A 20,124-nucleotide genomic window follows, 5' to 3' on the forward strand; every position below is an offset into this window, starting at 1 on the left:
GGTCTCTCAGAAATGCACATCCGCGGCGGCGATCATCACCTCGCGTCCCTGGACGCGAAGGATCAGGTTCCCCGCCTGGTCCACGCTTTCGAAGATGCCGGTCATCTCTCCCCGAGGGGTGCGGGCCGTGATCACCTCCCCCAGCCGCGCGGCCCGGCTCAACCAGTCCTCGCGGATGCGCGCAAAGCCCATGGCGGCCAGTTTGCCTTCCTGCGTTGCGAAGGCTCCGGCAAGGACGGCGAGGAACGCCTCTGGCGTGACAGCGCGCCCCCCTTCCCCGACCAGCGAGACAGGCGGAAACTCGGTCCGCAGGTCACGGGGCGCATGGGCAAGGTTCACGCCGATCCCCACCGCCAGCCAGTCCACCAGATGGCCACCACCTGCACTTTCCAGAAGGACCCCGGCGACCTTGCCCCCATTGAGCAGCACGTCATTGGGCCATTTGAGCGCAAGACTGTCGCGCGGCGCATAGAGAGCCAGGGCTTCGAACAGGGCGTTGGCGGCCATGAAGCTGCGCGCGGCCGCTTCGCTGGGAGTGCACCAGGGGCGGTAGATCAGGGTCGCGGCAAGATTGCCATCGCCCCCGAGCCAGGTCCGCCCCCTCCGCCCCCGCGCATTGGTCTGCCTCCGGGCCATGATCCAGGTCGGCCGGTCGAGCCCTGCGACACGGCGGCGCGCCTCGTTCATGGTGCTGTCGACCTCGTCGAGGATGACAAGGCCGTAACCCTCTGGCCAGGGCGGGGAAAGCGAGTCAGTTGACAAGCGTTGCCGCCGCCGCTGCGGCCAGGGATTCGATCCCGAAGAGGTTGACCACACCGACCAGCATGGCCGCGGCCGACAGCATCATCACCGCCCAGTGAACCGGGGCCATGCGACGGTCGAGAGGCTCCTCCTCCTTGCCGAAATACATGTAGTAGACAATGCGCAGATAGAAGAAGGCCGAGATGACCGTGGCCACAGCCCCCAGCAACACCAGCCACAGCAAGCCCCCTTCATAGGCTGCACGCAGCACATAGAGCTTGCCGAAGAAGCCGATCATCGGCGGCACCCCGGCCAGGCTGAACAGCAGCACCAAAAGAGCCAGCGCCCGCAGGGGCTCGCGCCGGGCATAGAGGTTGAGCATGCGGATGTCGGTCACGGGCTGACCATCCCGCTCCATCGACAGGACGAAGGCGAAGGTGCCGAGATTCATGACGACATAGATGGCCATGTAGATCAGCATGGCCTGGACGCCGAAGGCGGTGCCCGCCGCCAGGCCCATCAGGGCAAAGCCCATATGGCCGATCGAGGAATAGGCCAGCATGCGCTTGATGTCGCGCTGGCCGATGGCGGCAATCCCCCCGAGGAACATCGAGATTACGGCAAGGAAGGCCACGATCTGCTGCCAGTCGCCCGTTACGCCGCCGAAGGCCTCATGCACCACGCGGGCCAGAAGCACGACCGCCGCAACCTTCGAGGCCGTGGCCAGATAGGCCGTGACCGGGGTCGGCGCCCCTTCATAGACATCCGGGGTCCACATGTGGAAGGGCGCGGCCGAAATCTTGAAGGCCAGCCCGGCGATGACGAAGACGAGGCCGAACAGCAGGCCGATCGAGGCTCCGTCCGCAACTGCCTGGGCGATCCCGGTAAAAGCCGTCGTCCCCGCATAGCCATAGGTCAGGGAGGCACCGTAGAGCAGAAGCCCCGAGCTGAGGGCGCCGAGGACAAAGAACTTCAGCCCGGCCTCGGTCGAGCGGACGCTGTCCCGGCGGATTGCGGTCAGGACATAGGCGGAGAGGGCCTGAAGCTCCAGCCCCATGTAGAGGGCAATCAGATCCCCGGCCGAGACCATGACCATCATCCCGACCGTGCAGAAGACGATCAGGATCGGATATTCGAAATGCAGCAGACCCTGCCGCTCCAGATAGTCCCGCGACAGAAGCAGCACCACCGCAGCCGAAAGCAGGATCGCCACCTTGGCAAAGCGGGCATAACCATCGTCAAGGAACATCCCCCCGAAGGCGGCGGCCTCGCCCGTGCGAAGCCCGATCCACCAGGCCGTCGCGGCCAGCACCACAGCCGTCAGCCACAGGAGCGGAACTGTCAGACGATCCTTGCCGAAGAAGGCCCCACCGATCAGGGCCAGCATGGCGTAGACCGAAAGAGAGATCTCGGGGCGGATCACATCGATATCGCCGGCCAGCATGGCGCCGTCTCCTCAGTTCTGAGCAAGCCGGACGCCATCGGGCGTCCAGGCCGCCTGCGCCGCATCGACCTGCCCCACGAGGGCCTCGACCGAAGGCGCGATGATGTCGGTAATCAGCGCCGGATAGACGCCGAACAGGACGGTTGCCACCACCAGCGGCGCCAGGACCGCCCGTTCGCGGGCCGTCATGTCGCGGAGGCCACGCAGCGAATCCTTCACCAGCTCGCCCAGCGCCACCCGGCGATAGAGCCAGAGCGCATAGCCCGCCGACAGGATCACCCCGCTGCAGGCGACAAAGACGACCCAGGTATTGACCTGAAAGGCCCCCGTCATGGTCAGGAATTCCCCCACGAAGCCCGAGGTGCCCGGCAGGCCGACATTCGCCATGGTGAACAGCAGGAACACCGCGGCATAGACCGGCATCCGGTTCTGAAGCCCGCCATAGGCGGCAATGTCGCGGGTATGCGTCCGGTCATAGACGACACCAACGAGAAGGAAGAGCGCGCCGGAGATGAACCCGTGCGAGAGCATCTGGAAGATGGCGCCATCCACCCCCTGCTGATTGGCCGCGAAGATCCCCATCGTCACGAAGCCCATATGGGCGACCGAGGAATAGGCGATCAGCTTCTTCATGTCGGTCTGCACCAGCGCCACCAGCGAGGTGTAGACCACCGCAATCGCCGAGAGCCACAGCACCAGCGGCGCCATCACCTCGGAGCCGACGGGGAACATCGGCAGCGAGAAGCGCAGGAAGCCGTAGCCCCCCATTTTGAGCAGGATCGCCGCCAGCACCACCGAACCGGCCGTGGGGGCCTGCACATGCGCATCCGGCAGCCATGTATGCACCGGCCACATCGGCATCTTCACCGCGAAGCTCAGGAAGAAGCCGAGGAACAGCATCGTCTGCATGCCCCCCAGGACCGTGATGCCGAGGATGCGGAAGCTCTCGGAGGGGAAGTCATGCGCCAGCAGCGCGGGAATGTCGGTCGTCCCCGCCTGCACGAACATGGCGACCATCGCCACGAGCATGAAGATCGAGCCGAGGAAGGTATAGAGGAAGAACTTGAAGGCCGCATAGATGCGGTCCTTGCCGCCCCAGATCCCGATGATCAGGAACATCGGGATCAGCCCGCCCTCGAAGAAGAGATAGAACAGGATCAGGTCCAGCGCGACGAAGACTCCGATCATCAGCGTCTCGAGCACGAGGAACGCGATCATGTATTCCCGAACGCGGGTGGTCACGTCCCAGGCGCTGGCGATGACCAGCGGCATCAGGAAGGTCGTCAGCATCACGAACAGGACCGAGATGCCGTCCACCCCCACCTTGTACTGCAGGCCGAGCAGCCATTCGCGCTGCTCCACCAGCTGAAAGCCGGGATCAGCCGGATCGAAACGCGCGAGGATGAAGAGACTCGCGACGAAGGTCGCCACCGTCGTCAGGAAGGCGATCCATTTCGCGTTGCGCTGGGCATCCGCATCATCCCCCCGCAGCAGGAGAAGGGCCAGCGCACCGAGCGTGGGCAGGAAGGTGACAAGCGACAGGAGCATCAGTTCGCCCCTCCGAAGACGGTGATCCAGGTCAGAAGGACGGCGAGGCCGATGACCATCGCAAAGGCATAGTGGAAGACATAGCCCGACTGCAGCCGCGACGCGATGCGGGTGAAGGTCGGCACGGCACCAAGCGCGATGCCGTTGATCGTCCCGTCGATCGCCGCGCCGTCGCCGCCGCGCCAGAAGAGCCGCCCCAGAGCCTGCGCCCCGCGCACGAAGACCGCGTCATAGATCTCGTCGAAATACCACTTGTTGAGCAGGAAGCGGTAGAGCGGCGCCTGCGTCCGGGCGAGAGCCGCCGGCAGGTCCGGCCGGCGGATGTAGAACAGCCAGGCCAGTCCCGTGCCCAGCAGCATCGCCAGGAAAGGCGACAGCTTGACCCATGCGGGCGCATGATGCGCGGCATCCAGGACATGTTCGCTTTCGGCGTTCATGGCGATGGCGCCACCGAGTTCGGGGGCCGGAATCGCCTCTCCCTCGGCAGCGGCATCGACCGCCGCCTCGGCATGAGCCGTCCCGTCTTCGGCCGCGGCCTCCTCGGGGGTCGCGGTCGTCGCGGCAACGGGCTCATGCTCGCCATCGCCGGCACGGGCCTCGCTCCCGACCTCGGCATGATGGGGCATGTGGAAGAAGGAGACCATCCGCTCGTGATCGCCGAAGAAGTCCTTGTGCCAGACCATCCCCGCAAAGACCGCGCCAAGGGCCAGGACGGCCAGAGGAAGCGTCATCGTCCAGGGGCTTTCATGCGGCTCGTGATGATGGGCATGATGAGAGCCGTCATGCGCGTCCTCATGCCCCGCATGATGGCCATGACCCGCTGCATGACCCGCATGACCCCAGCGCGGCGCGCCCCAGAAGGTGAGGAACATCAGCCGCCAGGAATAGAAGGCCGTCATCGCCGCGGCGATCACCAGCGCCCAGAAGGCGAAGCCGCTGCCCGAGGCCCAGGCCGTCTCGACGATCGCGTCCTTGGACAGGAAGCCCGCAAAGCCGACATAGGTCAGCGGGATCCCCACGCCGGTGATGGCCAGCGTGCCGATCAGCATGGCCCAGAAGGTGTAGGGAACATACCGGCGCAGGCCACCGTAATGGCGCATGTCCTGCTCGTGATGCATCGCATGGATCACCGAACCCGCGCCCAGAAACAGCATCGCCTTGAAGAAGGCGTGGGTGAAGAGATGGAACATCGCGGCGCCATAGACGCCCGCCCCCGCCGCCACGAACATGTAGCCGAGCTGGGAGCAGGTCGAATAGGCGATCACGCGCTTGATGTCGTTCTGCACGAGCCCCACGGTCGCCGCAAAGGAAGGCCGTCGCCGCACCGATGACGATGATGAAGTCCTTCGCATGAGGCGCCACCTCGTAGAGCGGCGACATCCGGCAGACCAGGAACACCCCCGCCGTCACCATCGTGGCGGCATGGATGAGGGCCGAGACGGGTGTCGGACCCTCCATCGCATCGGGCAGCCAGGTATGCAGGAAGAGCTGCGCCGACTTGCCCATCGCGCCGATGAACAGGAGCACCGCCGCCAGCTCGGCCGCGTTCCATTCGCCCCACAGGAAGGTCAGCTGCGTCTGCGCCAGATCCCCCGCACGGGCGAAGATGTCGTCCAGCCGGATCGAATCGGTCAGGAAATAGAGCGCGAAGATGCCCAGCAGGAAGCCGAAATCCCCCACGCGGTTGACAACGAAAGCCTTGATCTGGGCGGCATTCGCGCTGGACCTGCGGAAGTAGAAGCCGATCAGGAGATAGGACGCCAGACCCACGCCTTCCCAGCCGAAGAACAGCTGCAGCAGGTTGTCCGCCGTCACCAGCGCCAGCATCGCGAAGGTGAAGAAGCTCAGAAAGGCCGTGAACCGGGCGCGGTAGGGTTCTCCCTCGTGGAAATTGTCGTCATGGGCCATGTAGCCCACCGAATACAGATGCACGAGAGCCGAAACGGTCGTGATGACGACCAGCATGATCGCCGTCAGCCGATCGAGGCGGATCGACCATTCGCCCGAGAGCGTCCCCGATTCGATCCAGCGCATCAGCACGATGTGCTGCACACTGCCGTCGAAGGACAGGAACACGACCCAGGACAGGACGGCACAGAGGCCGAGGATCAGCGTGGCCAGCCAGATCGCCGCCTGCTCGCCGATCAGCCGCCAGCCAAAGCCACAGAGAACAGCGCCGACCAAGGGCGCAAGGAGGATGACGCTGGTCACGGCTCAGCCCTTCATGACATTGACGTCTTCGACGTCGATCGTGCCGCGGTTGCGGAAGAAGCAGACGAGGATCGCAAGACCGATCGCCGCCTCGGCCGCCGCCACCGTCAGCACGAACAGCGTGAACACCTGGCCCACGAGATCGCCCGAATGGACGGAAAAGGCCACGAGATTGATGTTGACCGCCAGCAGGATCAGCTCGAGCGACATCAAGAGGATGATGATGTTCTTGCGATTGAGGAACAGCCCGAAGATCCCGACGACGAACAGCGCCGCCGCCACGGTCAGATAATGTTCAAGTCCGATCATCGACGGGCTCCTTCGATGGGTGCGGCAACCCCCTGCCCCGGCGCGGGATCGGTCATCACCAGCGTTCGCGCCGGATCGCGGAACATCTGCGCCAGGGCATCCTGACGCTTCACATCCTGCCGGTGGCGCAGCGTCAGCACGATCGCCCCGATCATGGCCACGAGCAGGACCAGCCCCGCGAGCTGGAACAGAAGGAAATAGCGGTCATAGAGGATAAGCCCGATGGCCCGGGTATTCTCGGCCACGCCCATGGGGGCGGCGATGCGCGCCGCCGCCCCGGCATCGCGCTCCCAGGCGCCGAAGGCGATGGCCAGCTGCATCAGCACGATCAGACCGATCAGCAGCGCCAGCGGCAGATACTTCGCCATCTCGGCCTTCAGCTCGGCGAAGTCCACATCGAGCATCATCACCACGAAGAGGAACAGCACCGCCACCGCGCCGACATAGACGATCACCAGCAGCATCGCGACGAATTCGGCCCCCATCAGCACGAAGAGCCCGGCCGAGGACAGGAAGGACAGGATCAGCCACAGGACCGAATGCACCGGATTGCGGCTGACCACCGTCATCAGCCCCCCCGCAAGGGTCGTGATGGCAAACAGATAGAAGGCAAAGGATACGGCGGTCATGGGCGGGGCTCCCGAAGGGGAATGGCGGTCCGGTCGGCGCGTTCGGCGTCTCGTTGATGCAGGCAGGATGACGAAGGGAAGTTAACAAAGCGTAAGGGCGTCGGGCGTTGCGTTAACCCGATCTTAACCGCCGCCATGCCACGCGCGCGCGAGGCGATTCGGCCGGCGGATCGGACAGACGCGGTCATGCCTTGTCCTCCCCCATCGCCTCGATGGCCAGTTCCATCGCCTTGGCCATCGCGGGAACCCCCCCGAAGAGACCGGCCATCGCAATGGTCTCGGCAATCTCCTGGCGGCTGGCCCCGGCCTCGCGCGCATGGCGGACCGTCAGACGGATCTGCGGTTCGGCCTGGGCGCCCTGGATCGTCAGACCGGCCAGCGTCAGCAGAAGGCGCGTCTTCGCATCCAGCCCGCCGGGATTGAAGGTCTTGCCCAGAAAGGCATCCAGCGCCGCCCTGGGCATGGTGGGCCAGAGCGATTCGAACCCCTTGGGCGTGAACGTCTCCAGCGCAGGATTGAGGGCACGCGCCAGCTCCTGCCCGGCCTTCATCATGGCCGCGAAAGGATTGTCGCCAAAGGGATTCGGAGCGTCGGCCATCAGCGATAGGGCGCGTCGGTTTCGATGTTGCGGGCGATCACGGCCTCCCAGCGCTCGCCGTTGTCGAGAAGCTTCTGCTTGTCGTAGAAGAGCTCCTCGCGCGTTTCGGTGGCGAATTCCATGTTCGGCCCCTCGACGATGGCATCCACCGGACAGGCCTCCTGGCAGAAGCCGCAATAGATGCATTTCGTCATGTCGATGTCGTAGCGCGTCGTCCGGCGCGAGCCGTCCTCGCGCGGTTCGGCATCGATGACAATGGCCTGGGCGGGGCAGATCGCCTCGCACAGCTTGCAGGCGATGCAGCGCTCTTCCCCGTTGGGATAGCGGCGCAGCGCATGTTCGCCGCGAAAGCGCGGCGACTGGGGCGCGCGTTCGTGCGGATAGTTGATGGTGGCCTTGGGCCTGAAGAAGTATTTCAGACCGATCCCGAATCCCTTCAGGAAATCCACCAGAAGCCAGTATTTCGCGGCACGGGCGATGTCGAAGCGGGTGGTCATGGGTGGCCTCCGCAGGCGGATGCTGCCGTCAGGACAATGAAGGGATGCGCGGTCATCCTCAGCCCCCCCAGGTCCAGCGTGCCCAGGCGCCGCCCAGCACTTCGAACTTGGCCAGGAAGGACACCAGCACCACCCAGGCGAGCGAGAAGGGCAGGAACACCTTCCAGCCCAGCCGCATGAGCTGGTCATAGCGGTAGCGCGGCGTGATCGCCTTGACCATCGCGAAGACGAAGAACAGCAGCAGCACCTTGATCAGCAGCCACAGGAACCCGTCCGGCAGGCCCGGGACCGGCGACAGCCAGCCGCCGAAGAACAGGATCGCCGTCAGCGTGCACATCAGCACCATCGCCAGATATTCGGCGATCATGAACAGCAGGAAGGGCGTGGAGGAATATTCCACCTGATAACCCGCCACCAGTTCGGATTCGGCCTCGGGCAGGTCGAAGGGGGGACGGTTGGTCTCGGCCAGGGCAGAGATCAGGAAGAGGAAGACCATCGGGAAATGGACGACCCAGTACCAGCCGAAGAGCCCCGCCCCCGTGTCCTGTGCGCGCACGATGTCGCCGAAATTCATGCTGCCGGTGGAGATGATGACCCCGATGATGATGAGACCAAGCGACACCTCGTAGGAGATCATCTGCGCCGCCGAACGCAGGCTTCCCAGGAAGGGATATTTGGAGTTCGACGCCCAGCCCCCCATGATGATGCCGTAGACCCCGAGCGAGGAGATCGCGAGGACATAGAGGATCGCGACATTGATGTCGGCCAGGACCCAGCCGTCATTGAAGGGAATGACCGCCCAGGCGATCACGGCCACGACGAAGGAGATCAGCGGCGCCAGAAGGAACACGGCCTTGTCGGCGCCGGCGGGAATCACCACTTCCTTGACGATGTACTTGAGGAAGTCCGCAAAGCTCTGCAGCAGACCCCAGGGCCCGACGACATTCGGCCCGCGCCGCAGCTGCACCGCCGCCCAGATCTTGCGGTCGGCATAGAGCAGGAAGGCCAGCGCGACCAGCAGGGGCACGATGATCAGAAGGCACTGCGCCAGGATGACAAGGGTGATCCCCAGCCAGTGATCGGTGAAGAATGCCGACACGTTGCCCCTCCTAGACCGTCGGAATGCCGCGGAGGGCGCAGTCGGCGACCGTCACCTCGGCGTCGATCGTCCGCACCCCCCCGGGGAAGCGCGGGCGAGATGGTGTAAACAGCATCCGCCCGCGAGATTCCAGCCTGTTCCTCTGTCAGGGTGCGGATATGACGGGCAAAGCCATAGCCCCGGATCAGGGCATATTGCGCCGCCGCACAGGCGGCATAGCGATGAAGATCCTCCGCCCCCCGTGCGCCGCGCATGGCAACGCGCACGCTCACCAGATCATCGTCCAGCAGCGCCGTCTCCACACCCAGATATTCACGCCCCGCCGCAGGCCCCTGCGAGGCACCGGAAGCCGCCCCGCAGGCCGGAAGGGCCGCGAGCGCCAGCACCGCAAGCACGGGTCTCACTCCGCCGCCATCCTCGCACGGGCCCGCTGCGCCTCGGCAGCCGACAGTTCGGCCATCAGCGGAGAGGCGCGGGCGATGGGATTGGTGAGATAGAAGTCGCGCACCGCGTTGCGGAAGGGGCCGCGGCCCAGATCGCCCGCAGGCAGATCCGGCAGTTCGTTCGCCGCAACCTCGTCGATGCGCGCCAGATGCGGATGCGCCGCCACCAGCGCCTGACGCAGGGCCGCCAGACTGTCCCAGGGCAGCGGCGCGCCGATCTCGCCCGAGAGGGCCCGCAGGATCGCCCAGTTCTCCCGCGCCTCGCCCGGCGGAAAACCGGCCCGCAGCGCAAGCTGGGGGCGCCCCTCGGTATTGACGAACAGGCCGTTCTCCTCGGTCCAGGCGGCAGCGGGCAGGATGATGTCCGCCCGATGCGCCCCCCGGTCGCCATGATGGCCCTGATAGATCACCGTCGGCCCCGCGGGCAGGTCGATCTCGTCGGCACCCAGGCTGAAGATCACATCCGCCCCGTCGAGCGCCGCGGCCACCCCCCCATCGGTCGTGCAGCCCACATCCAGAGCGCCGACGCGCGAAGCAGCCGTGTGCAGGATCAGCAACCGCGCATCCCACAGCCGGGCAGCCCGGACCACATGGGCCAGAACCCCCGCGCCATCCGCCTCGGTCAGGGCCCCCTGGCCGAGGATGACGAGAGTCCGCCCCGCCGCGCCCCACCCGGCCTTGCCGGCAAGGGCGGCCAGCGCCTCACGGCCGGTTCCGAGATGGTCGTAGCCATAGGTCAGGTCTGCCGCCGGCCCGATCAGGGCGATCTCGCCCCCCCTGAGCCAGGCCTTGCGGATCCGGGCATTGAGGACCGGCGCCTCGGTCCGGGGATTGGTGCCGATCAGCAGGATGCGCTGCGCCGAATCGATGTCCTCGATGCGCGCCGTCCCGACATAACCGCCGCGCTGGCCGGCCGGCAGCATCGCGCCATCGACACGGCATTCCACAGCCCCGCCAAGGCCTTCGACGATCGTCTTCAGGCTGAAGGCGGCCTCGGTCGAGGCCAGGTCGCCGACCAGGCCGGCCACCTTGCGCGCGCCTTTCAGCGCCGCCGCCGCCGCCGCCAGAGCCTCGGGCCAGCTTGCCGGCCGCAGACGGCCGTCGCGACGCAGATAGGGACGGTCCAGCCGCTGACGCCGCAGACCATCCCAGGCGAAGCGGGTCTTGTCGGAGATCCACTCCTCGTTCACGCCGTCATGATTGCGCGGCAGGATGCGCATCACCTCGCGCCCCTTGACGTCCACGCGGATGCTGCTGCCCAGCGCGTCCATGACATCGACGGTCTCGGTCTTGGTCAGCTCCCACGGGCGGGCCTTGAAGGCATAGGGCTTGGAGACCAGCGCGCCCACGGGGCAGAGATCGATGATGTTGCCCTGGAGATTCGAGGCCAGCGTCTGGCTGAGATAGGTCGTGATCTCGGCATCCTCGCCGCGCCCGGTCTGGCCCATCTGGGCCACGCCCGCCACCTCGGTCGTGAAGCGGACACAGCGTGTGCAGGAAATGCAGCGCGTCATGTGCGTCTCGACCAGCGGGCCCAGATCCAGATCCTCGGCCGCGCGCTTGGGCTCGCGATAGCGAGAGAAACTCAGGCCATAGGCCATGGCCTGATCCTGAAGATCGCATTCGCCGCCCTGATCGCAGATCGGACAATCGAGCGGGTGATTGATGAGCAGGAATTCCATCACCCCTGCCCGCGCCTTGCGCACCATCGGCGAATTGGTCAGCACCACGGGCGGCTGTCCGTCGGGACCGGGGCGCAGATCCTTGACCTGCATGGCGCAGGACGCCGTCGGCTTGGGCGGACCACCCTTCACCTCGACAAGGCACATCCGGCAGTTGCCGGCGATCGACAGCCTTTCGTGATAGCAGAAGCGCGGAACCTCGATCCCCACCATGTCGCAGACCTGGAGGATCGTCATGGCACCGGGAACCTCGTAGACCTGGCCGTCGATGCTGATGGGCCTGAGATCGGGCTTGGAATCGGGCATCGGGCACATCCCTCCGGTCGCGGGGGGGCGGTCGGCGTCTCCTGCCGGAACTGCCCCGTTTCTCGGAGGTCTCTCTAGCGCGCACCGGGCGGCAGCGCCAGACGCCGCGCACCGGATGAAGCAGGCCGCCGCCTCACCGCCCCCCGCCCGATCGCCGGACCGCTGGCGCCTTCAGTCCGCGAGCAGACGGCCGATCTGGCTTCCCTTGGCGATCTCGGCCCGGCCGACGGCGCAGTAGCTCTCCCACTCGCCCTCCACAGCGCCCATGTTGCGCAGCCTCTCCCGCGCGATGGCCTCGAGGCGGGCCTTTTCCTCCCGGTTGTCGATATAGGCCTCGATCTCGGCCCGCGAGAAGCCGAGCGATCGGGCATGCGCCTCGAGCGACCACAGGAAGGCCAGGCCCGCCAGACGGCGCCCCTCGAGCGAATCGCAGCGCCGGTCGATCTCATAGGCGATGGCCGTATCGATCAGCCCTTCGGTGATGCGCTCCACCCGGCCGATGGGGGGAATCTCGGCCGCCACGGGGGCCGCCCAGACCAGCGCGAGAAGGACCGCGATGGCAGGACGGCGCGCAGGGGAAATCCGAATCATGAGGCTGCTCCTCTCCGGGGCCGGTCGCAGCCGCCTTCCCGAAGGACGCGCAGCGGCCCGACCGATCCTGCTCCATATGGTCCGGGATGCGCTGTCAGGCCATATCAAGCCTTCGTGGGTCGGCGACGGACCGCCGCCGGAGGATGCCGGCCGCAGGCGCTGCGACAGGAACAAGGGAGGGCACAAGGGAGCGCGCAGGGAACAGTCCTGCATCGGCAGGGGTTACGGAGGCGACGATGAGCATGGAGCCTCTGCGCGATGACGATGCCCCTCAGCCGCCCTGCCCTTCTGATTCTCGCCTTCGGTCTGGCCGGCCTGGCGCTGGCGATGAACCTCCGCCACGGCGCCACGACGGAGGGCCGCGCCCCGCGCCGCCCTGTGCGCAATGCCGGACGGGACGAGATGACGATGCCGCCCCGCCAGTGGGACCGCCTCGACGAGACGCTTGACGCGAGCTTTCCCGCCTCGGACCCGGCAGCGACCTATTGACGGCCACCGGTCTGCCCCCCTTTCGCGCGGCGAGGGAAAGGCGCCGTGGCCGGGAGGCCGGGGCCGGGCGATGCGGCGCCGCTATTCCGCCGCGACGGCGTAGCTGCGGCGGCCCTTGAGGCGCGCCTCGATCTCGGGGCGGAAATTGCGGATGAGCCCCTGGATGGGCCAGGCTGCGGCATCGCCCAGCGCGCAGATCGTGTGCCCCTCCACCTGACGGGTCACGTCAAGGAGCATGTCGATCTCCTCCAGCTCGGCCTCGCCGCGGACGAAGCGTTCCATGACGCGCATCATCCAGCCGGTTCCTTCGCGGCAGGGGGTGCACTGGCCGCAGGATTCGTGCTTGTAGAACTTCGACAGGCGCCAGATGGCCTTCACGATGTCGGTGGACTTGTCCATGACGATCACGGCCGCCGTGCCGAGGCCGGATCTCTGCTCGCGCAGCCAGTCGAAATCCATGATCGCATCGGCCATCACCTCGCCGCGGAGGCAGGGGACGGAAGAGCCGCCCGGAATCACGGCCAGCAGGTTGTCCCAGCCGCCGCGGATGCCGCCGCAATGACGGTCGATCAGCTCGCGGAAGGGGATCGACATGGATTCCTCGACCACGCAGGGGCGGTTCACATGGCCGGAGATGGCAAAGACCTTGGTGCCCGTGTTGTTGGGCCGGCCGAAGGAGGCGAACCAGGACGCCCCGCGCCGCAGGATGGTGGGCACGACGGCGATCGATTCGACATTGTTGACCGTCGTCGGGCAGCCCCAGAGCCCCGCCCCGGCGGGGAAGGGCGGCTTCATGCGCGGCATGCCCTTCTTGCCTTCGAGCGATTCGAGCAGCGCCGTCTCCTCGCCGCAGATATAGGCGCCGGCACCGTGATGGAGGTAGAGGTCGAAGTCCCAGCCCGAGCCGCAGGCATTGCGCCCGATCAGACCTGCCTCATAGGCCTCGTCGATGGCGCGCTGGAGCGCCTCCCTCTCGCGGATGTATTCACCGCGGATGTAGATGTAGCAGGCATGCGCCCCCATGGCGAAGGAGGCGATCAGGCAGCCCTCGACCAGCGTATGCGGATCATGGCGCATGATCTCGCGGTCCTTGCAGGTGCCGGGCTCGGATTCGTCGGCATTGACGACCAGATAGGACGGCCGGCCGTCGCTTTCCTTGGGCATGAAGGACCATTTGAGGCCGGTGGGAAAGCCCGCGCCGCCGCGACCGCGCAGGCCGGAGGCCTTCACCTCGTTGATGATCCAGTCGCGGCCCTTCGCGATGATGTCCTTCGTGCCGTCCCAGTGACCGCGGGCGCGGGCGCCGGTCAGGGAGCGGTCATGCATCCCGTAGAGATTGGTGAAGATGCGGTCCTTGTCCTCGAGCATCGGCTCAGTCCCGTTCGTTGCGGCGCAGGCGCCAGGCCCGCCATGTGAGATACAGCGCCAGGCCGAAGCCGGCCAGTGCGAAGAGATCGAAGAGGGCCCGCCAACGCTGGGGCCAGTTCCAGTGCCCACCGGCCCAGGTCGCCGCGATCCAGAGCGCGCCGGTGACGGCCACGGCCAGCGCCGCCTGCCGCCCGAGCCGGACCAGTTCGGGACTGGCGGGACGCAGATCGGGCATCGCCGGCGGGGACGCCGGTCTGCGCCGCCCCCCCGCCTTCGCCGGGTTGCGCCGGGCCGTCACGCCTCAGCCCCGCGCGGCAAGAAGGCGGCGAGCCTGACCCACCCAATCATCGCGCTCCACCCGGCCACGGAAGCTGCCCAGCCGCGAATTCACCCATGCAATCTCGCCCGGACCCCAGGCCGCGATCTGGTCGTAATGCCAGATACCCAGCTCATGCAGCAGGGCGGCGAGCTTCGGGCCGATCCCCTCGATCGCCTCGAGATCGTCTCCGCCCCCCTCGCGCGGGCCCGTGCAGGAGGGCGGGGGCCTGTTCGGGCACGGGCGCGGGATCCCCCGCAGGGCTGGGCGCGACAGTGGCCCGGGCATCGCGGCCCGGCTCGCGCGCCCCATCGGGACGGCCGGCCGATTCGGCCTCGGCCTCCTGCACCGTGATGCCCAGACCATCCGCGGGAATCCCTTCGGACGGCCGCGGTTCCTGCGCCTCCTCGGCGGCGACAGGCGGCGGCTCCTCGGGCGGGGCGCTGCGCCGCCAGGGGGTGACAAGGGGCACCTCGGTGCCGTCGATGCGCTTCACGGTATCGCCGATCTCGAGCGCCAGCGCGACCGAGCCGTTATGCGGCTGGCGCCCCTCGCCCGCCCATTGCGTCAGCGTCGTCGGGCCGCCCTCCGGTTCGGAGGCAAAGCGACCGATCTGGGAGCCGGGAACCGGCACCTCGCCCGCAGCCAGCGCATCGAGCAGCCTCTCGAGCGATTCGGGCGTCAGATCCTCGTAATAGTCCTTGCCGATCTGGGCCATGGGCGCATTCGCGCAGGCGCCGAGGCATTCGACCTCTTCCCAGGAGAACAGGCCGTCGGCCGAGGGATGATGCGGCTCCTCCGAGATGCGGCGTCGGCAGACCTCGATCAGATCCTCCGAGCCGCGCAGCATGCAGGGGGTGGTCCCGCAGATCTGCACATGCGCGATGCGCCCCACCGGAGCGAGCTGGAACATGAAGTAGAACGTCGCCACCTCGAGCGCGCGGATATAGGGCATGCCCAGCATGTCGGCCACGGCCTCGATAGCCGGCCGGGTCAGCCAGCCCTCCTGCTCCTGCGCGCGCCACAGCAGCGGGATGATCGCGCTGGCCTGCCGCCCTTCGGGATATTTGGCGATCTGCGCCTCGGCCCAGGCGCGGTTGGCAGGGGTGAAGGCGAAGGATTCGGGCTGTTCGGCGTGAAGGCGGCGGAGCATCGGTATCCCATCGTTGCGGCGGCGGCATGGGCGGGCAGCCTGCGCCCCTGCCGCCCCCTCAAGCATGATTGGCGGCGCGAGGGAAGGCCCGTCGCACCGCAGGTCTCTCAGATGCAGGTCTGCGACTGGATGCGGATGGCATCGCTGCCCGCCGCCTCGAGCCGGCCTTCGGCCTGAAGCGCGGCCGTCAGGGCCGGCAGATCCGCCTGCGTCAGATTGGCGCGCAGCAGCACGGCACCGACATTGTCGCGGGTCAGCACGCAGCCTTCCGCCTCGATGGCGCGCAGGAGGCGTTCCTGCGGCGGCAGGCTGTCGGATGCCGGAGCCGGAGGGGCAGAGGGCGCACCCCCGCCCGCAGGCGAGAAGGGCCAGCGGCGCAAGGAAGGCAAGGCAGAGACGGAGGGTCATGCGGATCTCCCTGGCAAGGTCCGGTGTCGCCCTTGATAGGAGGCCCGCAACGGAGCGGCAACCACAGGGAACCGGAACCCCGCGGCAACCCGCCGAAGCCGGCCTGCCCGGCCGGGCCTGCTAGCGGTCGATGGACCCGAAGACGATGTCCAGCGTGGCGATGATGGCGGACACATCGGCCAGCATGTGCCCCCGCGCAAGATGATCGATCGCCTGAAGATGGAGATAGTCGGCGCAGCGGATCTTGGCGCGATAGGGGCGGTTCGTGCCATCGGCCACGAGATAGACCCCGAATTCGCCCTTGGGCGCCTCCACCGCGGCATAGACCTCGCCCGCGGGGACGTGGAAGCCCTCGGTGTAGATCTTGAAGTGATGGATGAGGGCCTCCATGGAGGTCTTCATCGCGCCGCGCGTCGGCGGGGTCAGCTTGCCGCGGGCCAGGACATCGCCATGTTCCACCCGGAGCTTGGCCAGGGCCTGACGGATGATCTTCGTACTCTCGCGCATCTCGGCCATGCGGACGAGATAGCGGTCATAGTTGTCGCCGTTCCGGCCGACGGGAATCTCGAAGTCGAACTCCGAATAGCATTCGTAGGGCTGGGAGCGGCGCAGATCCCAGGGCAGACCCGAAGCCCGGGCCATCGGGCCGGACAGGCCCCAGTCCTGCACGTCCTTTTCCGTCACGATGGCGATATCGACATTGCGCTGCTTGAAGATGCGGTTCTCGGTCAGCAGCGTGTCGATGTCGTCGAGCACCTTCGGAAACTGTTCGGCCCAGGCCTCGATGTCATCGAGAAGCGGCTCGGGCAGGTCCTGATGGACGCCGCCGGGGCGGAAATAGTTCGCATGCATCCGCGCGCCCGAGGCCCGTTCGTAGAATTCGAAGATCTTCTCGCGCTCCTCGAAGCCCCAAAGCGGCGGCGTCAGTGCGCCCACATCCATCGCCCATGTCGTGACATTCAGCAGATGGTTCAGGATGCGCGTCAGCTCGGAATAGAGAACGCGGATCAGCGAGGCGCGGCGCGGCACCTGCACGCCGGTGAGCCTCTCGATGGCGAGGCACCACATATGCTCCATCGCCATGGGCGAGCAGTAGTCGAGCCGGTCGAAATAAGGCAGCGACTGGAGATAGGTGCGCGTCTCGGTCAGCTTCTCGGTGCCGCGATGGAGAAGGCCGATATGGGGGTCCACCCGTTCGACGATCTCGCCGTCAAGCTCCAGCACGAGGCGCAGCACGCCATGGGCGGCGGGATGCTGCGGACCGAAATTGATGTTGAAGTTGCGGATCTTCTGTTCCGCCGTGAGCACGTCGCCGAAACGCGCGCGACCGGCGTCGCCCTCCCGCTCCGGAACGCTATCGCGCAGGCTGGCCCCAAGCTCGCCGTCCATCGCCATGCTCCTCATGCCTTCTCGTCGCCCGGCAGCCGATGCGCCCCCCCTTCCCAGGGGGACAGGAAGTCGAACAGGCGGTATTCCTGGGTCAGCTTTACGGGTTCGTAGACCACGCGCTTGACGGTCTCGTCGTAGCGGACCTCGCTGTAGCCGGTGGTGGGAAAGTCCTTGCGCAGGGGATGCCCGCGGAAGCCGTAATCGGTCAGGATGCGCCGCAGGTCCGGATGTCCGGAGAAGACGACCCCGAACATGTCGAAGACCTCGCGCTCGAACCAGTTGGCGCAGGGAAAGACGGCGGTGACGGAGGGCACCATGTCCGTCTCGCCCGTGCGGAGCTTCACCCGGATGCGGTGATTCCGGTACATCGACAGGAGGTGATAGACGACGTCAAAGCGCTCCTCGCGTGCGGGCCAGTCCACCGCCGTGATATCCACCAGGGTGGAGAACCGGCAGCGGTCGTCATGGCGCAGGAAGGTCAGCACGTCCACGATGGCCTCGCGCGTCACCTCGATGGTGAGCTCGCCGAAGGCGACGGTCCGCCCCGTCATGGCAGCACCGATACGCCCCTCCAGATAGGCGCCCAGCTCCTCGAGCGGGTGGACGGCAGGGGCCCCGGCGGCCTCGGGGACAGATGCGGCGGCAGATGTTTCGGCCATGCGGGATATCCTTCAGCGGACGATGGTGCCGGTCCGGCGGATCTTCCGCTGGAGCTGGAGGATGCCGTAGAGCAGCGCCTCGGCCGTGGGCGGGCAGCCGGGAACATAGACATCCACAGGCACGATGCGGTCGCATCCCCGCACCACCGAATAGGAAAAGTGGTAGTACGCCCCCCCCGTTCGCGCAGGACCCCATCGAGATGACGTAGCGCGGCTCGGGCATCTGGTCATAGATCTTGCGGAAGGCGGGCGCCATCTTGTTGGTCAGCGTGCCAGCCACGATGATCAGGTCGGACTGCCGGGGCGAGGCGCGCGGCGCGGTGCCGAACCGCTCGAGGTCGTAGCGCGGCATCGAGGTGTGCATCATCTCCACCGCGCAGCAGGCCAGACCGAAGGTCATCCAGTGGAGCGAGCCGGTCCGCGCCCAGTTGATGACATCCGCCGTCGAGGTGACGAGAAAGCCGCGATCGGCCAGATCGGCATTCATCCGCGCCACCGTCGCCTCGCGGTCGGGTCCGGCGGTGTAGAGACCGGTCTGCACCCCCTGCGTGACAAGGCTGCCGGTCTGCGGCCCGCCCTGCACGAGGCTGCCGCCCACGCCTTCGGGCGTCAGGCCGGCCAGGCTGGTCGTGGTGCGGTCCTGCGTCGTCACTGCCATTCCAGCGCCCCCTTCTTCCATTCGTAGGCGAATCCGATGGTCAGCACGACGAGGAAGACCATCATCGACCAGAAGGCCGCCATGCCGATCTCTCCGAAGGCCACCGCCCAGGGGAAGAGAAAGGCGACCTCGAGGTCGAAGATAATGAACAGGATGGAGACGAGGTAGAACCTCACGTCGAATTTCATCCGCGCGTCGTCGAAGGCGTTGAAACCGCACTCATAGGCGGAGACCTTCTCCGGATCCGGGTTGCGCACGGCCAGGACGACCGCGGCCAGGATGAGGATCACCCCCAGCGCCACGGCCAAGCCGAGGAAGATCAGGATCGGCAGATAATCCCGGAGAAGTCCTTCGGTCACATGCGCCTCCTCGCTGTGCGCCTTTGGGATCAGGCGCAGAACGCCCTCCGGCCTCTTACCGCCCGCCCCGTGGGGGGTCAACGGCGGGGGGCGGTTCCGCCCGGCGTCCGGCCGGCGTCCTGGATGGCGTCCCGGATGGCGTCCCGGATGGCGTCCCGGATGGCGGCGCGATCCGTGGCAGCCCCCGGGGCCCCGGTCGGGCGCCGGGACAGGGGTCCGGATCCGCCGTCATGGTCCTGCCGCGGCGGGCGGCCCATTCTCGCGGCAGGGCAGAGCCGTCGCCCGCAGGAGTCGCGGAAACCGGCCGGCCCTCAGCCCTCGCGAGCGCCCGGCGGGGGTGTCAGCTCCTCGCGCAGGGCCCGCAGCTCGCGCTCGAGGACAAAGGAGATGCCGAGCGGATCAGGACAAGAAGGCCCAGGAACAGCAGATCCGCGCGGGCCAGGCTGAGCGCCGTCCGGATGATGTCCGAGACGATCAGCAGCTCCAGCCCCGCGAGGATGTAGCAGCCGACTTCCATCCTCTCGCGGTTGAAGCCGCGAATTCGGGCGGCGGCCTTCTCTGCAGGCTCGGTCCGCAGGACGCCGAGGGCAAAGCGCAGCGCCCCCAGGACGAGAACCAGGATCGCCGCGATGTCGATCCCGGCCAGACCCATTCGAGCGCCATGACGAGCCAGTCCAGACGGCCACGCCGCCCATCCCCGCGGCCAGCCCCTGCCACGGCCCTGCCAGCGCATCAGTCATGGGCAGAGGGCGACCAGATCCGGGATTCGGCGATCTCGACCGAATTGCCGGCCGGATCGCGGAGGTAGAGCGAGCGGCCGCCCCCCGGCCAGACGATCTGCTGTTCGATCGCCACGCCCGCCGCGGTCAGCCGCGCGCGCCAGGCCTCGATCCCGTCGGGCTCGGCCGCAAAGCAGACATGACCCGGCCCGCGTGCGCCATGGGGCGGAACGGGGAGCGCGCCGGGGCCGGGGGGCCGTTCCGTCGCCTCGGGACGGAAGACCAGGACCACGCCCGGACCGCAGCGGAAAAACACATGGCGGTCGCCGTCGCGCCGGATTTCCTCAAGCCCGATCACATCGCGATAGAAGGCCTGCGCGGCATCGAGGTCATCCGCATAGATCGCGGTTTCGAGGACATGGGCGGGGCGGGACATGGGCGGCTCCGGCAGCGATGCAGGGGGAAAGGTGCGACAGCCGTCCTGCTCGTCAAGCGCCTCTTGGCGCAG

The 20,124-nt window shown here is 67.1% G+C and carries 20 protein-coding genes and 3 pseudogenes; 1 reads left to right on the plus strand and 22 read right to left on the minus strand.

All coding sequences use genetic code 11. The annotated features are described in order from the left end of the window. Window positions 1-6: 6 nt before the first annotated feature. From RUTHE_RS06475 to RUTHE_RS06530, 12 genes and pseudogenes are all read right to left on the minus strand, one after another. Window positions 7-762 (minus strand): biotin--[acetyl-CoA-carboxylase] ligase, encoded by a 756-nt coding sequence (locus tag RUTHE_RS06475; RefSeq protein WP_021097535.1) that lies wholly within the window; start codon window positions 760-762, stop codon window positions 7-9. After that, entirely contained in the window at window positions 752-2,185 is a 1,434-nt protein-coding gene (nuoN, locus tag RUTHE_RS06480) for an NADH-quinone oxidoreductase subunit NuoN (RefSeq protein ID WP_021097536.1), read from the minus strand. The genes RUTHE_RS06475 and nuoN overlap by 11 nt, the downstream gene beginning before the upstream one ends. Before the next feature lie 12 nt (window positions 2,186-2,197). Then, window positions 2,198-3,733 (minus strand): NADH-quinone oxidoreductase subunit M, encoded by a 1,536-nt coding sequence (locus RUTHE_RS06485; protein WP_021097537.1) that lies wholly within the window; start codon window positions 3,731-3,733, stop codon window positions 2,198-2,200. Then, window positions 3,733-5,944 (minus strand): annotated as a pseudogene (gene nuoL / locus RUTHE_RS06490) (NADH-quinone oxidoreductase subunit L). The gene RUTHE_RS06485 and the pseudogene nuoL overlap by 1 nt, the downstream one beginning before the upstream one ends. 3 nt (window positions 5,945-5,947) lie before the next feature. Beyond that, complete coding sequence (nuoK, locus tag RUTHE_RS06495; RefSeq protein WP_021097539.1) at window positions 5,948-6,253, minus strand: NADH-quinone oxidoreductase subunit NuoK; 306 nt, start codon at window positions 6,251-6,253, stop codon at window positions 5,948-5,950. Then, on the minus strand, window positions 6,250-6,882 hold the full coding sequence (locus RUTHE_RS06500) for an NADH-quinone oxidoreductase subunit J (protein ID WP_021097540.1): 633 nt from the start codon (window positions 6,880-6,882) through the stop codon (window positions 6,250-6,252). Before RUTHE_RS06500 ends, nuoK begins: the two co-directional genes overlap by 4 nt. Window positions 6,883-7,066: 184 nt before the next feature. After that, window positions 7,067-7,480 carry a carboxymuconolactone decarboxylase family protein gene (locus RUTHE_RS06505; protein ID WP_021097541.1) on the minus strand — a complete coding sequence of 138 codons (414 nt, stop codon included), beginning with the start codon at window positions 7,478-7,480 and terminating at the stop codon, window positions 7,067-7,069. Further along, entirely contained in the window at window positions 7,480-7,977 is a 498-nt protein-coding gene (gene nuoI / locus RUTHE_RS06510; protein ID WP_021097542.1) for an NADH-quinone oxidoreductase subunit NuoI, read from the minus strand. The genes RUTHE_RS06505 and nuoI overlap by 1 nt, the downstream gene beginning before the upstream one ends. Window positions 7,978-8,035: 58 nt before the next feature. Further along, window positions 8,036-9,076 carry an NADH-quinone oxidoreductase subunit NuoH gene (nuoH, locus tag RUTHE_RS06515; RefSeq protein WP_021097543.1) on the minus strand — a complete coding sequence of 347 codons (1,041 nt, stop codon included), beginning with the start codon at window positions 9,074-9,076 and terminating at the stop codon, window positions 8,036-8,038. 10 nt (window positions 9,077-9,086) lie between these two features. Next, window positions 9,087-9,480, minus strand: a pseudogene (locus tag RUTHE_RS06520) (hypothetical protein). Continuing rightward, window positions 9,477-11,507 (minus strand): NADH-quinone oxidoreductase subunit NuoG, encoded by a 2,031-nt coding sequence (gene nuoG / locus RUTHE_RS06525; protein WP_021097544.1) that lies wholly within the window; start codon window positions 11,505-11,507, stop codon window positions 9,477-9,479. The pseudogene RUTHE_RS06520 and the gene nuoG overlap by 4 nt, the downstream one beginning before the upstream one ends. A gap of 171 nt (window positions 11,508-11,678) precedes the next feature. Then, window positions 11,679-12,098 carry a DUF5333 domain-containing protein gene (locus tag RUTHE_RS06530; RefSeq protein WP_021097545.1) on the minus strand — a complete coding sequence of 140 codons (420 nt, stop codon included), beginning with the start codon at window positions 12,096-12,098 and terminating at the stop codon, window positions 11,679-11,681. Window positions 12,099-12,356: 258 nt separating this feature from the next. Here RUTHE_RS06530 and RUTHE_RS06540 point away from each other — a divergent pair, with 258 nt between their 5' ends. After that, window positions 12,357-12,587 carry a hypothetical protein gene (locus RUTHE_RS06540; RefSeq protein ID WP_021097546.1) on the plus strand — a complete coding sequence of 77 codons (231 nt, stop codon included), beginning with the start codon at window positions 12,357-12,359 and terminating at the stop codon, window positions 12,585-12,587. Window positions 12,588-12,668: 81 nt separating this feature from the next. Here RUTHE_RS06540 and nuoF read toward each other — a convergent pair whose 3' ends face one another. From nuoF to RUTHE_RS06595, 10 genes and pseudogenes are all read right to left on the minus strand, one after another. Further along, complete coding sequence (nuoF, locus tag RUTHE_RS06545) at window positions 12,669-13,955, minus strand: NADH-quinone oxidoreductase subunit NuoF (RefSeq protein WP_021097547.1); 1,287 nt, start codon at window positions 13,953-13,955, stop codon at window positions 12,669-12,671. A 4-nt stretch (window positions 13,956-13,959) separates the two neighbouring features. Beyond that, complete coding sequence (locus tag RUTHE_RS06550) at window positions 13,960-14,190, minus strand: DUF5337 domain-containing protein (RefSeq protein ID WP_021097548.1); 231 nt, start codon at window positions 14,188-14,190, stop codon at window positions 13,960-13,962. A 214-nt stretch (window positions 14,191-14,404) separates the two neighbouring features. Then, on the minus strand, window positions 14,405-15,424 hold the full coding sequence (gene nuoE / locus RUTHE_RS06555; RefSeq protein ID WP_021097549.1) for an NADH-quinone oxidoreductase subunit NuoE: 1,020 nt from the start codon (window positions 15,422-15,424) through the stop codon (window positions 14,405-14,407). A 107-nt stretch (window positions 15,425-15,531) separates the two neighbouring features. After that, window positions 15,532-15,804 carry a hypothetical protein gene (locus RUTHE_RS06560; RefSeq protein ID WP_051150387.1) on the minus strand — a complete coding sequence of 91 codons (273 nt, stop codon included), beginning with the start codon at window positions 15,802-15,804 and terminating at the stop codon, window positions 15,532-15,534. 148 nt (window positions 15,805-15,952) lie between these two features. Next, on the minus strand, window positions 15,953-17,227 hold the full coding sequence (locus tag RUTHE_RS06565; protein WP_425413922.1) for an NADH-quinone oxidoreductase subunit D: 1,275 nt from the start codon (window positions 17,225-17,227) through the stop codon (window positions 15,953-15,955). A gap of 5 nt (window positions 17,228-17,232) precedes the next feature. Next, on the minus strand, window positions 17,233-17,880 hold the full coding sequence (locus RUTHE_RS06570) for an NADH-quinone oxidoreductase subunit C (RefSeq protein ID WP_021097552.1): 648 nt from the start codon (window positions 17,878-17,880) through the stop codon (window positions 17,233-17,235). A 12-nt stretch (window positions 17,881-17,892) separates the two neighbouring features. Further along, window positions 17,893-18,367 (minus strand): annotated as a pseudogene (locus tag RUTHE_RS06575) (NuoB/complex I 20 kDa subunit family protein). 161 nt (window positions 18,368-18,528) lie between these two features. Further along, window positions 18,529-18,897, minus strand: a complete 369-nt coding sequence (locus tag RUTHE_RS06580) for an NADH-quinone oxidoreductase subunit A (RefSeq protein WP_021097553.1) — start codon at window positions 18,895-18,897, stop codon at window positions 18,529-18,531. Window positions 18,898-19,237: 340 nt separating this feature from the next. Beyond that, entirely contained in the window at window positions 19,238-19,549 is a 312-nt protein-coding gene (locus tag RUTHE_RS06590) for a DUF1622 domain-containing protein (protein WP_021097554.1), read from the minus strand. Between the two features lie 80 nt (window positions 19,550-19,629). Beyond that, window positions 19,630-20,052 (minus strand): VOC family protein, encoded by a 423-nt coding sequence (locus RUTHE_RS06595; RefSeq protein ID WP_021097555.1) that lies wholly within the window; start codon window positions 20,050-20,052, stop codon window positions 19,630-19,632. Window positions 20,053-20,124 lie beyond the last annotated feature (72 nt).

Source organism: Rubellimicrobium thermophilum DSM 16684 (genome assembly GCF_000442315.1).
Taxonomy (GTDB): Bacteria; Pseudomonadota; Alphaproteobacteria; order Rhodobacterales; family Rhodobacteraceae; genus Rubellimicrobium; species Rubellimicrobium thermophilum.